The sequence below is a fragment of the Streptomyces sp. NPDC096324 genome (genome assembly GCF_044763015.1).
Taxonomy (GTDB): domain Bacteria; phylum Actinomycetota; class Actinomycetes; order Streptomycetales; family Streptomycetaceae; genus Streptomyces.
The window spans coordinates 86,458-99,736 of sequence record NZ_JBIWFK010000020.1 but is presented as its reverse complement, the minus strand read 5'-3'; the positions used below and the strand labels follow the sequence as shown (position 1 = coordinate 99,736).

Here is a 13,279-nt window from a genome sequence, read left to right as displayed (position 1 = left end):
CCCCGCCGCGCTCCTGCTCCGACGGTAGGGGCGAGGTGATCAATGGGACAGATCGTGAGGCGAACGCGCCCCCCTCTACTCCCCTGGTTCACTCCGAGCGCCCGCCCGATGGGGTGAATACGGCAGGTCGGGTGGATACACCTTGGGTGGGGGAACCGAGGGGGGACCGTTGAGCGGCGGGCACGAGACCCCGTGACCGCCGCTCCACGGGCGCGATGTCCGCCCGGCCGCGCGCCCGGTGCGGGCGGGCGGTCCTCAGGCGAAGACGGCCAGGCTCTTGGCCTTGCCCTTCTGCTCCTCGACCAGCGCGATGAACGCGCCCTCGGGGTCGAAGACCGCCGTGGTGCCCTTGCCCGCGTACTCGTCGGGCATCTCCAGCCGGACGCCGTTGAGCAGCAGCCGGGCCCGCTTGGCGTCCACGTCCCAGCGCGGGAACGCGGCCGCGGCCGCCTCCGCGATCGGCATCACCGTCAGCTCCTCCTGGAGCTGGTCGAGGGTGCGCGCGGAGTCCAGCTTGTACGGGCCGACGCGGGTGCGGCGCAGGGCGGTGAGGTGACCGCCGACGCCCAGGTCCGCGCCGAGGTCGCGGGCGATCGCCCGGATGTACGTCCCCGACGAACAGACGACGGAGACGACCAGGTCGAGCACCGGGGTGCCGTCCTCGGCGACCGCGTCACGGATGTCGTACACCGCGAACGACGAGATGGTCACCGGGCGGGCCGGGATCTCGAACTCCTCGCCCTCGCGGGCCCGCTTGTACGAGCGCACGCCGTCGATCTTGATGGCGCTGACCTTGGACGGCACCTGCATGATGGCGCCGGTGAGCTTGGCCACCCCGGCGTCGATCGCGTCGCGCTTCACACCGGAGGCGTCGGTCGAGGAGGTGATGTCGCCCTCGGCGTCGTCGGTCAGCGTGTTCTGGCCGAGCCGGATCGTGCCGAGGTACTCCTTCTCGGTGAGCGCGAGGTGCCCGAGGAGCTTGGTGGCCTTCTCGACGCCGAGGACGAGGACGCCCGTCGCCATGGGGTCGAGGGTGCCCGCGTGGCCGACCCGGCGGGTTCTGGCGATCCCGCGCATCTTGGCGACCACGTCGTGCGAGGTGAAGCCCGACGGCTTGTCGACGATGACAAGCCCGTCGGGCGTTTTGGGCTTCTGCGTCATTTAGCCGAGTCGTCCTCGTCGTCCGAGTCGTCCTCGTCGTCCTCGCCCGGCTTCTTGTACGGGTCCGCGTCGCCCGCGAAGGACGCGCCGGCCGAGACCTCGCGCACCTTCTCGTCCGAGGCACGTGCCTTGTCGAGCAGGTCCTCGATGGTCTTGGCGGTGTCCGGCAGGGCGTCCGCGACGAACGTCAGCGTCGGCGTGAACTTCACGCCCGCCGCCGCGCCGACGGCCGAGCGGAGCACGCCCTTGGCGCTCTCCAGACCCGCGGCCGCCTCGGCACGCTGCTCGTCGTCCCCGTACACCGTGTAGAAGACGGTGGCCTCCCGGAGGTCCCCGGTGACCCGGGTGTCCGTGATGGTGACGTGAGTGCCGAGCCGCGGGTCCTTGATCCCGCGCTGCAGCTTCTTGGCCACCACCTCTCGGATGAGGTCCGCCAGCCTCTTCGCCCGCGCGTTGTCGGCCACTGGTCCGTCTCCTTCTTCGCCTTGCGTGTTGCGTCGGTCTTCGTCAGTCTTCGTCGCTGTGGAGTCTGCGTCGTACCGACAGCAGTTCCACCTCCGGTCGCGCCGCGACCAGCCGTTCGCACCGGTCCAGTACGTCGGTCAGGTGCGTGGTGTCCCCGGAGACCACCGCCAGGCCGATCTCGGCCCTGCGGTGAAGGTCCTGGTTGCCCGTCTCGGCGGCACTCACCGCGTACTTCCGCTGGAGTTCGGCGACGATCGGCCGGACGAGAGAGCGTTTCTCCTTGAGCGAGTGAACATCGCCGAGGAGCAGATCGAAGGACAGTGTCCCCACATACATGTGTAACCGGATGTCCCGCCGGTACGGGGTAGACGGCCTGCCAGTGCTTGGCAGGGACATCAGAACCGTACAACGAACCGTCGGCTCGCTCGACGGGGTTTCCGGGCCTGGTCACGCGATTCCCCGCGCCCCCGGAAGGGACGCGGGGAATCGTGTGATCCCGCAAACGCCAGGCTGGCCGGCGGTGACTGCTCACCGCCGGCCAGCCTGGGAACCGCTTTACGAGCGCGGCTTCTCGCGCATCTCGTACGTCGCGATGACGTCGTCGACCTTGATGTCGTTGAAGTTGCCGAGGTTGATACCGCCCTCGAACCCTTCGCGGATCTCGGTGACGTCGTCCTTGAAGCGACGCAGCCCGGAGATGTTGAGGCTCTCCGCGATGACCTTGCCGTCGCGGATGAGGCGCGCCTTGGTGTTGCGCTTGACCTCGCCCGAACGGACCAGGACACCGGCGATGTTGCCCAGCTTGGACGACTTGAAGACCTCGCGGATCTCCGCCGTGCCGAGCTCGACCTCCTCGTACTCCGGCTTCAGCATGCCCTTCAGGGCCGCCTCGATCTCCTCGATGGCCTGGTAGATCACCGAGTAGTACCGGACGTCGACGCCCTCGCGCTCCGCCATCTGCGCCGCGCGGCCCGCGGCGCGGACGTTGAAGCCGATGACGATGGCGTCGGAGCCGGTCGCCAGGTTGATGTCGGACTCGGTGACCGCACCCACACCGCGGTGCAGGACACGGATGTCGACCTCTTCGCCGACGTCGAGCTGGAGCAGCGAGGACTCGAGAGCCTCCACCGAACCGGACGCGTCGCCCTTGATGATGAGGTTGAGTTCCTGCACCAGACCGGCCTTGAGGGCCTCGTCCAGGTTCTCCAGGGAGAACCGGACACCCCGGCGGGCGAAGTTGGCGTTGCGCTCGCGCGCCGCCCGCTTCTCGGCGATCTGACGCGCCGTGCGGTCCTCGTCGACGACGAGGAAGTTGTCGCCGGCGCCCGGGACGTTGGTGAGACCCAGGACCAGGACGGGGGTCGACGGACCCGCTTCCTCGACGTTGTTGCCGTTGTCGTCGAGCATCGCCCGGACACGGCCGTACGCGTCGCCGACCACCATGGTGTCGCCGATGCGCAGCGTGCCGCGCTGGACCAGGACCGTCGAGACGGCACCGCGACCGCGGTCGAGGTGGGACTCGATCGCAATACCCTGCGCGTCCTGCTCCGGGTTGGCCCGCAGGTCGAGCGAGGCGTCCGCGGTCAGGACCACGGCCTCCAGCAGGCTCTCGATGTTGAGGCCCTGCTTGGCGGAGATGTCGACGAACATCGTGTCGCCGCCGTACTCCTCGGCCACCAGACCGAACTCGGTGAGCTGTCCGCGCACCTTGGTCGGGTCCGCGCCCTCGACGTCGATCTTGTTGACCGCGACCACGATCGGCACGTCGGCCGCCTTGGCGTGGTTCAGCGCCTCGATCGTCTGGGGCATCACGCCGTCGTTGGCCGCCACCACGAGGATCGCGATGTCGGTCGACTTGGCACCACGGGCACGCATGGCGGTGAACGCCTCGTGACCGGGGGTGTCGATGAAGGTGATCCTGCGCTCTTCACCGTTGACCTCGGTCGCGACCTGGTACGCACCGATGTGCTGCGTGATACCGCCGGCCTCGCCCGCGACGACGTTCGTCTTGCGGATGGTGTCGAGAAGGCGGGTCTTACCGTGGTCGACGTGACCCATGACGGTCACGACCGGCGGACGGACCACGAGGTCGTCCTCGTCGCCCTCGTCCTCGCCGAACTCGATGTCGAAGGACTCGAGCAGCTCGCGGTCCTCCTCCTCGGGGCTGACGATCTCGAGGACGAAGTTCATCTCGTCCGCGAGGAGCTTCAGCGTCTCGTCGGAGACGGACTGCGTGGCGGTGACCATCTCGCCGAGGTTCATCATCACGCCGACGAGCGACGCCGGGTTGGCGCCGATCTTCTCGGCGAAGTCGGTGAGGGACGCACCGCGCGACAGGCGGACGGACTGTCCGTTGCCGCGAGGCAGCATCACGCCGCCGACCGACGGGGCCTGCATGGCCTCGTACTCCTGGCGCCTCTGCCGCTTCGACTTGCGACCACGACGCGCCGGACCGCCGGGACGGCCGAACGCACCCTGCGTGCCACCACGGCCACCGGGACCACCCGGACGACCGCCGAAGCCGGGACGACCGCCGCCGCCACCGCCGGGACCACCCGGACGGCCGGCGAAACCGCCGCCACCGCCACCGGGACCACCGGGACGGCCGGCGAAACCGCCACCGCCGCCACCGGGACCGGCCGGACGACCGGCGAAGCCGCCGCCCGGACGACCGCCACCGGGACCACCGGGACGACCGCCACCGGCACCCGGACCACGGCCACCGGGGCCGCCGCCGGGACGCGGGCTGCCCGCGGCAGGACGCTGAGGCATCATGCCGGGGTTCGGACGGTTACCGCCGGGGCCGCCGCCGGGACGCGGAGCGCCACCCTGCGGACGAGGCATACCGCCCGGAGTCGGACGGGCACCGCCCGGACCGCCCTGCGGACGCGGAGCGCCGCCGGGACCGCCCTGGGGACGGGGAGCACGGTCCTGGCCGCCGGCACCCTGCGGGCGCGGGCCACCGGGGGCACCGGCGCCACCGGGACGCGGGGCACCGCCCGGACGGGGCGCCTGCGGGCGCGCCATACCGGTGGAGCCACCAGAGGTGAACGGGTTGTTGCCCGGACGGGGACCCGCGGGACGGGCACCACCCGGACGCGGGGCCTGGCCGCCGGGACGCGGAGCGCCCTGACGGTCGCCGCGCTCGGGACGGTCACCACGGCCCTGGCCGCCCTGGCCGGGACCACCGGCCGGACGGGCACCGGGACGCGGGGCCTGGCCGGCGGGACGCGGAGCGCCCGGACGGGGACCCGCGGCGGGAGCCGAGGGGGTCTGCGGCGCGGCCGGCGCCGACGGGGGCGCGGTGAACTCGGCCGCGACCGGAGCCGGAGCCGCCGGAGCGGGCTTCGGGGCCGGCTTGGGACCCGGAGTCGGGCGCGAGCCCGCCGGGGCCGGGGTCACCGGAGCGGCCGCGGGCTTCTCGGCCACGGCCGGCTTGGGGGCCGCCGGGCGCGGGGCGGCCGGACGGGCAGCCTGCGCCGGAGAGGGGGCGCCCGGCTTGGCCGGGGCAGCCTTGCGCGGGGCGGGCTTGCCGCCACCGTTGCCCTGCTGGAGGGCATCTGTCAGTTTGCGTACGACGGGGGCCTCGATCGTCGAGGACGCCGAACGGACGAATTCACCGAGTTCTTGGAGCTTGGCCATGACGACCTTGCTCTCTACGCCGAACTCCTTGGCGAGTTCGTATACCCGGACCTTAGCCACTTCGCTCCTTTTAGGTCCGGGTCTGCGTCCGGACCGTCGCTACTTCATGGGCGTACTCATCGCGTGCTCATCGAGTGCTCATCGCAATCTCGACCTACTTCCAACTCGCGGAATACCAGGCCGCACGGGGGTTCCGTACGACGTGCTTCTTACGGTGTTGCCTGCTCGACGTAGAGGCGCAACGCCGCCGTGTCGAGTGCTCCCGGAGCGCGCAGCGCCCGCGGGATCGCCCGGCGGCGGACCGCCAGATCGAGACAGACCAGAACGGGATGCACGTACGCACCCCGGCCGGGCAGCGTACCGCGATGATCGGGGGCACATTCGCCCTCGACCGCCACGATGCGCAGCAAGTCTCTCTTGGCCGCTCGCTCCCGGCACCCCACACAGGTGCGTTCAGGGCATGCGCGGGCTCGCGTCCGGCCAGACACTCTTAAGTCTACCTCCCCGTACCGACCTCACCCCTTTGGGGCAAGAATCGAACGGTTGTTGTCGTGATGTAAGCGTTGCGCGGGCCGGATCTATTCCCGGTCTATTCCCCGCGCTGCTCGGCCGGCTGCTCGGTGTCGGGACGGATGTCGATCCGCCAGCCCGTGAGACGGGCGGCGAGTCGGGCGTTCTGGCCCTCCTTGCCGATCGCCAGCGAGAGCTGGTAGTCGGGGACCGTCACGCGCGCGGAGCGGGCCGCGAGGTCGACGACCTCCACCTTGGAGACGCGGGCCGGCGAGAGCGCGTTGGCCACCATGTCCGCCGGGTCGTCCGACCAGTCGACGATGTCGATCTTCTCGCCGTTCAGTTCGGCCATCACGTTGCGCACCCGGCCGCCCATGGGGCCGATGCAGGCGCCCTTGGCGTTCAGACCGCTGCGGTTGGACCGGACGGCGATCTTCGTGCGGTGGCCGGCCTCACGGGCGATGGCGGCGATCTCGACGGAACCGTCGGCGATCTCTGGCACCTCCAGCGCGAAGAGCTTCTTCACGAGGTTGGGGTGCGTACGGGACAGGGTCACCGACGGACCCCGGACACCCTTGGCCACCCGGACGACGTACGAGCGCAGGCGCAGGCCGTGCTCGTAGTTCTCGCCGGGGACCTGCTCCTGCACCGGCAGGATGGCCTCCAGCTTGCCGATGTCGACGAGCACGTTCTTCGGGTCGCGGCCCTGCTGGACCACACCGGTGACGATGTCGCCCTCGCGGCCCGCGTACTCGCCGAGGGTCGCGTCGTCCTCGGCGTCCCGCAGGCGCTGCAGGATGACCTGCTTGGCGGTGGTGGCGGCGATCCGGCCGAACCCCGAGGGGGTGTCGTCGAACTCGCGGGCCTCCTGCCCCTCCTCCAGGTCCTCGGGGTCCTCCTTCGCCCACACGGTCACATGGCCGGTCTCCCGGTCGAGTTTCACGCGCGCGCGCCGGCGGCTTCCCTCGGTGCGGTGGTAGGCGATGAGGAGGGCCGACTCGATCGCCTCGACCAGCAGGTCGAAGGAGATCTCCTTCTCCCGCACCAGACCCCGCAGGGCACTCATGTCGATGTCCACGGCTACGCCTCCTCTTCCTTCTTGTCCTTGCGGCTGAACTCGACCTGGACGCGGGCCTTGACGATGTCCCCGAAGGCGAGCCGTCTGGCGGTGGGCTTGCGCCCCTTCACACCCGGCACCTCGACATCGAGACCGTCGTCCTCGACCCGCAGGATCCTGGCGAGCAGTTCGCCGTCCTCCGCCAGCTGGAACTTCACCAGGCGGTCGGTGGCGCGTACGTAATGACGGTGTTCCTTGAGCTCGCGCTCGGCACCGGGGGTTCCGACCTCGAGGGTGTATTCACCCGAACCCATCGCATCGGTCTCGTCGAGCTTCGCCGAGAGCGCGCGGCTCACATCGGCGATCGCGTCCAGGTCGGCACCTTCGTCCGAATCCACGACGACGCGCAGTACACGCTTACGGCCTACGGACTCCACTTCGATCTCTTCGAGATCAAGGCCCTGGGAGCTCACGAGCGGATCCAGGAGTTCTCGAAGCCTCTCGCTCTGGGTCGTGCTCATCCGGGTGACTCCTCGGCCGCGTGTGCTGTTGTGGGTTGGTCGCGTGTCAGCTCAAAGGGTATCCGGTCGCGGAGGGTGTTGCCGTCCACCGGGCGGGTGCCCGCGGCCGGACGGGTGCCCGCCGACCTCCCCGGAACAGCGCCGTGAACAGTTGGAGGAGAGCCGCTGGGCCGTGATCGGCCCATGCGCGGGTACCGTGATCACGGGCAGTTCGCCCATACATTCGTACGAGCCCTCCGAGGACGTCTGCCGTGTCGTTCCCCCTGCCGTCGCGCACCCCGTCGGGTCCGCGCCGAAGGACCCTGCTCGCGGCCGCCGCGGGTGCCTTCGCGCTCGCGGGCTGTTCCGCCGCTCCCGAGTCGTCGAACGACACGACGGGCGGGAGCCCCTCGCTCGCGGACCGGGCCCGGGCCCGCGCGGCCCGGGACAGCATGACGCTCTCCGACCGGTACACCGCGGTGATCGCCGCCCATCCCGGACTGGCGGAGCGGCTCGGCCCGATGCGGGCGGAGGTCGTCCGGCACGCGACGGCGTTCGGGGGCGGCAGCGCGGGGGCCTCGGCGGCGGCTTCGGGGGCCGCGTCGGCGTCGGGGTCGGGTTCACCCACCGCGTCGGCATCCTCGTCCGGGTCCCCGTCCGCATCCGCGCCGGCGTCGGCTTCGGGGTCGGCGTCCGCTTCGAGTCCGGCTTCGGAGTCGGCTTCGGCCGGGGTCTCCCCCGGTGTGGCGGCCCGGCCCAAGGACGCGCTCGCCGACCTCGCCGCCGCCGAACTGAAGCTCGCCGACGAACGGACACAGTCCCTGGTGGACGTCCCCGGCGAACTCGCCCGGCTGCTCGCCTCCGTGGCGGCGGCCGGAGCGGCCCACGCGTTCCTGCTGACGAAGGCGGCGAAGTGAGCAAGCGGAGCAAGACCGAGGAAGCCGAGCTCAAGGCCCTGCAGGCCGCGCTCGGTGCCGAGCACGCGGCCGTCTACGGCTACGGCGTCGTGGGCGCCCGGATCGGCGCGGCCCGGCAGTCGGACGCCCGGTCGGCGTACGACGCCCACCGGGCACGGCGGGACGAACTGACGCGCGCGGTCAAGGACATGGGCGCCGAGCCCGAGGCCGCGTCGGCCGCGTACATGCTGCCCTTCCCCGTGACGGACACGGCCGCCGCCATACGGTTCGCGGCCGAGCTCGAACAGCGCGTCGCCGACGTGTACTCCGACCTCGTGCGCGCCACCGAGGACGACCGGCGGCGCATGGCGGCCGGGGCGCTGCGCGAGGCCGCGGTCCGCGCGGTGCGCTGGAGCGGCGAGAGCGTAGCCTTCCCTGGGCTCGCCGAGCGGGCGGCCTCCCCGTCCGCCACGGCACCCTCGCCGACGTAACGCGACCTGGAAGGAAACATCTCGCGCATGGACTCGCCCCTGGCCTTCGAACCGCCGCAGCGCCTTCTCCGGGCGCTCGGCGAGACCCGCAGGGGCGGGCCGGAGGGCGCCGACGGGACCGACGCGTGGCTGGAGCGCCTGCCCGACCTTGCCCGACGGGCCGTCGCGCTGCGGGAGTTGACCGTGGAGCGGGTGCAGGCGCCGGGCGGGCGCAGCAGTCTGGTCGTCCTGGTGCGCCGGGCGGACGGCACGCCCGCCGTGCTGAAGCTGGCGCCCGAGCGGGCGCGTCCGGAGGCCGAGCGGGTCGCGCTGGCCCACTGGGACGGCCGCGGCGCGGTCCGCCTCCTCGACGCCGACGGCGCGCGGGACGCGCCCGGCACCGATGGCGTCCTGCTGCTCGAACGGCTGCACCCGGACGTCTCCGTGCGGTCGCTGCCCGAGGCGAAGGCCCTGCTGGAGGCGTCGGGGACGCTGCGGCGGCTGTGGGTCGAGCCGCCCGCCGACCCCGTCTTCGAGACCGTCGCGGAGCGGACCGGGCGGCAGGCCGAGGCCATGCGGGCCACCGTGGAGGCCGGAGCGGGTGCCGGAGCGGGTGCCGGGGCCGCGGCCTTGGTCGACGCGGCCCTCACGGCCCGCGAGGAGCTGCTGGCCGGGCCGCCGGAGGAACGGCTGCTGCACGGCACCTTCCGGCAGAGCAAGGTGCTCGCCGGTGAGCGGGTGCCCTGGCTGGCGGTGGGACCGGACCCGGTGGTCGGCGAGTGCGCGTTCGACCTGGCCCGGCTGGTCCGCGACCGGGTGGAGGACCTGATCGCGTCGCCTTCGGGGCCGTCGATCACCCGGCGGCGGATCAAGCGGCTCGCCGAGTCCCTGGAAGTGGACCAGGAGCGGCTGCGCGGCTGGACCCTGTTCCGCGCCGTCGAGTCGGGCGTCCGGGCGGCCCGCGTCGGCCGCCCGCAGGACGCCGAACTGCTCCTGGAATTCGCCGGCTGGCTCTGACCACCGGCCGCCGCGGAGGCGACACCGTGGCGGAGGCAGGTCGTCCTCCGCGCCCGCCCACGCCGCCCCGACCACGGGCTCCTACGCGTCGGCACCGGCGGGAGTGGACAGGGTGCGTGAGCACCCGGGGAGCCCGCACCGCAGGAGCGCCGAGCCGCGCCGCACAACGCCGGAGGCGCCGGGCGGCGCCAGTCCCGCGCGCCGTGCCGCCGCCTGTGCGGAGCGTCGCGGACCCGGAAACGGCCGAGCGGCGCCCCGCATCCCTTCGGTGAGGGTGTGGGGCGCCGCTCGGGTCGTCGGTCAGGCCGTCAGGCGGGCGATCGCCTCTTCGACGGTCAGTTCCTCGCGCTCGCCGGTGCGGCGGTCCTTCAGCTCCACGACGCCCTCGGCCGAGCGGCGGCCGGCGACCAGGATCGTCGGGACGCCGATGAGCTCCGCGTCGGTGAACTTCACGCCCGGGGAGACACCGGCACGGTCGTCGACCAGGACGCGGACGCCGGCGGCGCCGAGCTTCTCGGACACGTCGAGCGCCAGCTCGGTCTGGAGGGCCTTGCCCGCGGCGACCACGTGCACGTCGGCCGGAGCGATCTCCTTGGGCCAGCACAGGCCCTGCTCGTCCGCCGACTGCTCGGCCAGCGCAGCGACGGCGCGGGAGACGCCGATGCCGTACGAGCCCATGGTCACGCGGACCGGCTTGCCCTGCTGTCCGAGCACGTCGAGGCCGAAGGTGTCGGCGTACTTGCGGCCGAGCTGGAAGATGTGGCCGATCTCGATGGCGCGGTCCAGCTTGAGGCCGGCCCCGCACTTGGGGCAGGGGTCGCCCTCTTCCACCACGACGACGTCGAGGTAGTCGTCGACCTCGAAGTCACGGCCGGCCACGACGTTCTTCGCGTGCGTGTTGACCTTGTTGGCGCCGGTGATCCAGGCCGTGCCGGGGGCGACGCGCGGGTCGGCGATGTAGCGGACCTTCTCCAGGCCCTGCGGGCCCACGTAGCCGCGTACGAGGTCGCCGCGGCCCTCGAAGTCCTCGGCCGTGACCAGCTCGACGACGGCCGGGGCGAGGTGCTCGCCCAGCTTGCCGAGGTCGACCTCGCGGTTGCCGGGGACGCCCACGGCCACGATCTCGCCGTCGATCTTGACCAGCAGGTTCTTCAGGGTCGCGGAGGCGGGCACACCGAGGTGCTCGGCGAGCGTCTCGATGGTCGGGGTGTCGGGGGTGTCCAGCTCCTCGACCGCGCCGTGCTCCTCGGAGACGGGCGTGAGCTTGAAGGTCACGGCCTCCGTGTTGGCGGCGTAGTCGCAGGCCGGGCAGTCCACGAAGGTGTCCTCACCCGCGGGGGCGGGCGCGAGGAACTCCTCGGAGGCCGAGCCGCCCATGGCGCCGGAGACGGCGGACACGATGCGGTAGTCGAGGCCGAGACGCGCGAAGATCTTCTGGTAGGCCTCGCGGTGCAGACGGTAGGACTCGGCGAGACCCTCGTCCGTGATGTCGAAGGAGTACGAGTCCTTCATCTGGAACTCACGGCCGCGCAGCACACCGGCGCGCGGGCGGGCCTCGTCGCGGTACTTCGTCTGGATCTGGTAGAGCATGACCGGCAGGTCCTTGTACGAGGCGACCTGATCCTTGACGATCAGGGTGAAGATCTCCTCGTGCGTCGGACCGAGCAGGTACTCGGCGCCCTTGCGGTCCTTGAGGCGGAACAGCAGGTCGCCGTACTCCTCCCAGCGGGCCGAGGCCTCGTAGGGCTCCTTGGGCAGCAGGGCCGGGAGGAGGACCTCCTGGGCGCCGATCGCGTCCATCTCCTCGCGGACCACGCGGGAGATGTTGTCGAGGACCTTCTTGCCGAGCGGCAGCCAGGTCCAGATGCCCGCGGCGTTGCGGCGCACGTAACCGGCGCGGACGAGCAGTTTGTGGTTGAGCGTCTCGGCGTCCGCCGGGTCGTCACGCAATGTCTTGACCATCAAACGGGACATGCGCTGGACCTGGGCCATGGTTCTCGACTCCTGCTGCGTAAGGGTGATGCCTGGAGGTTATCCGGGCAGCGGCCGTCCCCGGAAATCCATTAGGCATGTCGCAGGGGAAGGGGGGCGCCCATCACCGCGTACGGCTTGGGCGCGCTGGGGAACAGGACCTGTCGTGCGAGGTCCTCGTAGCCGAGGGAGCGATACAGGCCACGGGCCGGGCTGTCGATGTCGATCGCGGACAGGATCGAGCGGGGTTCGGCCGCCGTGTCCGTGATGGAGGTGATCAGGGTGCGGCCGACGCCCCGGTTCTGGAACCGGGGGTGGACGTGCAGTTCGGTGATCACGAAGGATTCGTCGAGCCAGCCGTCGTGGCCCTGGCCGCGCAGATACGGCTCGACGACGGTGGACCACCAGTGCGCGCGGTCGTTGGGCATGCCGTAGACGAATCCCACGAGCCGTCCGTCGACGGTGGTGGCGCCGAGCGCGCGGGCCCCCGGGTACGTGAGGTGGCGCAGCACGATCTGGCGGCGTACGGCGATCTCGTCGGCGCCGAGTCCGAAGGCGAGCGCCTGCACGGCGAGCGCCTCGTCGACACGCGCGGCGAGGTCGAGCGGGCCGATGACCACGTCGGCGTCGCGGTGACCGTGACCGTGACCGGGGAAGCGCAGCATGCCGGGAGACTACCTGGCGGACCGTGTGACGCGTGAGGTGCCGACGGGCCCGTGCCGGGCGTCAGAACAGGACACTCATGAACGCGCCGGCCTCCTGGAACCCGACGCGGCGGTACGTCGCCCGGGCCGCCGTGTTGAAGTCGTTGACGTAGAGGCTGACGACCGGGGCGACATCGGCGAGGGCGTAGCGCAGCACGGCGGCCATGCCGGGGGCCGCGAGTCCCCGGCCGCGGTACTCGGGGGCCACCCACACGCCCTGGATCTGGCAGGCCTCGGCGGTCGCGGCGCCGATCTCCGCCTTGAAGACGACGTTGCCGTCCTGGTCGAGACGGGCGAAGGACCGGCCGGAGCCGACGAGTTCGGCGACGCGGGCCTGGTAGAGCAGGCCGCCGTCGCCGGCCAGCGGGGAGACGCCGACCTCCTCGGTGAACATGGCGACGCAGGCCGGCATGATCGTTTCCATCTCGTCCTTGCGGATGCGGCGGACGTACGGATCCGGGGCGATGTCGGGGGGCAGCCGGTCGGTGACCATCAGCGGCTGGTGGGCGCGGATCTCCCGGGCGGGGCCCCAGCTCGGTTCGAGCAGCCGCCAGAGCTGGGCGGTGGATTCGGCGGGACCGACGATCGAGGAGCAGCGGCGGCCGCCGCGGCGGGCTCGGTCGGCGAAGCCGCGTACGGCGCGGGGGGTGGCGCAGATCGGGACGAGGTTGGCGCCCGCGTAGCAGAGGGACTGCAGCATGCCGTCCTCGTACCAGCCCCACATCTCGCCGCCGAGCCGCCATGGGTCGAGCCCGGCGACCTGTACTCGGGAGGTGACGAAGGCGTTCGTCACCGGCTCGCGGCCGAGGACGGCGAGCGCGGCGTCCAGGTCACTCGGTTCGAGGACCCTGGTGGTGGTCTGGGTCAACACGTGCGGGGGCCCTCA

13 protein-coding genes are annotated in these 13,279 nt (G+C 71.8%); 3 read left to right on the top strand and 10 right to left on the bottom strand.

Annotated elements, in window-relative coordinates:
• Positions 1 to 255: 255 nt before the first annotated feature.
• The 7 genes from truB to rimP all read right to left on the bottom strand — a co-directional run bounded on the left by truB (position 256) and on the right by rimP (position 7,356).
• Complete coding sequence (gene truB, locus ACIQ7M_RS36985; protein ID WP_355767990.1) at positions 256 to 1,161, bottom strand: tRNA pseudouridine(55) synthase TruB; 906 nt, start codon at positions 1,159 to 1,161, stop codon at positions 256 to 258.
• The gene (gene rbfA, locus ACIQ7M_RS36980) at positions 1,158 to 1,625 is read right to left on the bottom strand and encodes a 30S ribosome-binding factor RbfA (protein WP_355767993.1); all 468 of its coding nucleotides are present in this window, start codon (positions 1,623 to 1,625) and stop codon (positions 1,158 to 1,160) included. Before rbfA ends, truB begins: the two co-directional genes overlap by 4 nt.
• Before the next feature lie 43 nt (positions 1,626 to 1,668).
• The gene (locus ACIQ7M_RS36975; protein ID WP_355767996.1) at positions 1,669 to 1,962 is read right to left on the bottom strand and encodes a DUF503 domain-containing protein; all 294 of its coding nucleotides are present in this window, start codon (positions 1,960 to 1,962) and stop codon (positions 1,669 to 1,671) included.
• Between the two features lie 219 nt (positions 1,963 to 2,181).
• Positions 2,182 to 5,328 carry a translation initiation factor IF-2 gene (gene infB / locus ACIQ7M_RS36970; RefSeq protein ID WP_355765225.1) on the bottom strand — a complete coding sequence of 1,049 codons (3,147 nt, stop codon included), beginning with the start codon at positions 5,326 to 5,328 and terminating at the stop codon, positions 2,182 to 2,184.
• A gap of 149 nt (positions 5,329 to 5,477) precedes the next feature.
• Complete coding sequence (locus tag ACIQ7M_RS36965) at positions 5,478 to 5,756, bottom strand: YlxR family protein (RefSeq protein WP_355765228.1); 279 nt, start codon at positions 5,754 to 5,756, stop codon at positions 5,478 to 5,480.
• 101 nt (positions 5,757 to 5,857) lie between these two features.
• Positions 5,858 to 6,856: a transcription termination factor NusA gene (gene nusA, locus ACIQ7M_RS36960; RefSeq protein WP_355765230.1), complete on the bottom strand. Its 999-nt coding sequence runs from the start codon at positions 6,854 to 6,856 to the stop codon at positions 5,858 to 5,860.
• Positions 6,857 to 6,858: 2 nt separating this feature from the next.
• Entirely contained in the window at positions 6,859 to 7,356 is a 498-nt protein-coding gene (gene rimP, locus ACIQ7M_RS36955; protein ID WP_328447446.1) for a ribosome maturation factor RimP, read from the bottom strand.
• Positions 7,357 to 7,607: 251 nt separating this feature from the next.
• Between rimP and ACIQ7M_RS36950 the strand changes: the two genes are divergently transcribed.
• The 3 genes from ACIQ7M_RS36950 to ACIQ7M_RS36940 are packed head-to-tail and all read left to right on the top strand — an operon-like array spanning position 7,608 to position 9,718.
• Positions 7,608 to 8,252 carry a hypothetical protein gene (locus ACIQ7M_RS36950; protein WP_403652492.1) on the top strand — a complete coding sequence of 215 codons (645 nt, stop codon included), beginning with the start codon at positions 7,608 to 7,610 and terminating at the stop codon, positions 8,250 to 8,252.
• Complete coding sequence (locus ACIQ7M_RS36945) at positions 8,249 to 8,722, top strand: ferritin-like domain-containing protein (RefSeq protein ID WP_355765239.1); 474 nt, start codon at positions 8,249 to 8,251, stop codon at positions 8,720 to 8,722. Before ACIQ7M_RS36950 ends, ACIQ7M_RS36945 begins: the two co-directional genes overlap by 4 nt.
• Before the next feature lie 39 nt (positions 8,723 to 8,761).
• Entirely contained in the window at positions 8,762 to 9,718 is a 957-nt protein-coding gene (locus ACIQ7M_RS36940) for an aminoglycoside phosphotransferase family protein (protein ID WP_403652524.1), read from the top strand.
• A gap of 300 nt (positions 9,719 to 10,018) precedes the next feature.
• On the opposite strand, the gene ACIQ7M_RS36935 is transcribed toward ACIQ7M_RS36940, so the two are convergent.
• The 3 genes from ACIQ7M_RS36935 to ACIQ7M_RS36925 all read right to left on the bottom strand — a co-directional run bounded on the left by ACIQ7M_RS36935 (position 10,019) and on the right by ACIQ7M_RS36925 (position 13,264).
• Positions 10,019 to 11,710 (bottom strand): proline--tRNA ligase, encoded by a 1,692-nt coding sequence (locus tag ACIQ7M_RS36935; RefSeq protein WP_386988017.1) that lies wholly within the window; start codon positions 11,708 to 11,710, stop codon positions 10,019 to 10,021.
• Between the two features lie 71 nt (positions 11,711 to 11,781).
• The gene (locus tag ACIQ7M_RS36930) at positions 11,782 to 12,354 is read right to left on the bottom strand and encodes a GNAT family N-acetyltransferase (protein WP_403652488.1); all 573 of its coding nucleotides are present in this window, start codon (positions 12,352 to 12,354) and stop codon (positions 11,782 to 11,784) included.
• Positions 12,355 to 12,415: 61 nt separating this feature from the next.
• Entirely contained in the window at positions 12,416 to 13,264 is an 849-nt protein-coding gene (locus ACIQ7M_RS36925; protein ID WP_403652485.1) for a GNAT family N-acetyltransferase, read from the bottom strand.
• Positions 13,265 to 13,279 lie beyond the last annotated feature (15 nt).

What these genes read in the sequence shown, in the direction of transcription:
- ACIQ7M_RS36975 (WP_355767996.1), bottom strand. Translation starts at nt 1,962, where the DNA reads ATGTATGTGGGGACACTGTCCTTCGATCTGCTCCTCGGCGATGTTCAC.
- truB (WP_355767990.1), bottom strand. Translation starts at nt 1,161, where the DNA reads ATGACGCAGAAGCCCAAAACGCCCGACGGGCTTGTCATCGTCGACAAG.
- rimP (WP_328447446.1), bottom strand. Translation starts at nt 7,356, where the DNA reads ATGAGCACGACCCAGAGCGAGAGGCTTCGAGAACTCCTGGATCCGCTC.
- ACIQ7M_RS36930 (WP_403652488.1), bottom strand. Translation starts at nt 12,354, where the DNA reads ATGCTGCGCTTCCCCGGTCACGGTCACGGTCACCGCGACGCCGACGTG.
- ACIQ7M_RS36935 (WP_386988017.1), bottom strand. Translation starts at nt 11,710, where the DNA reads ATGGCCCAGGTCCAGCGCATGTCCCGTTTGATGGTCAAGACATTGCGT.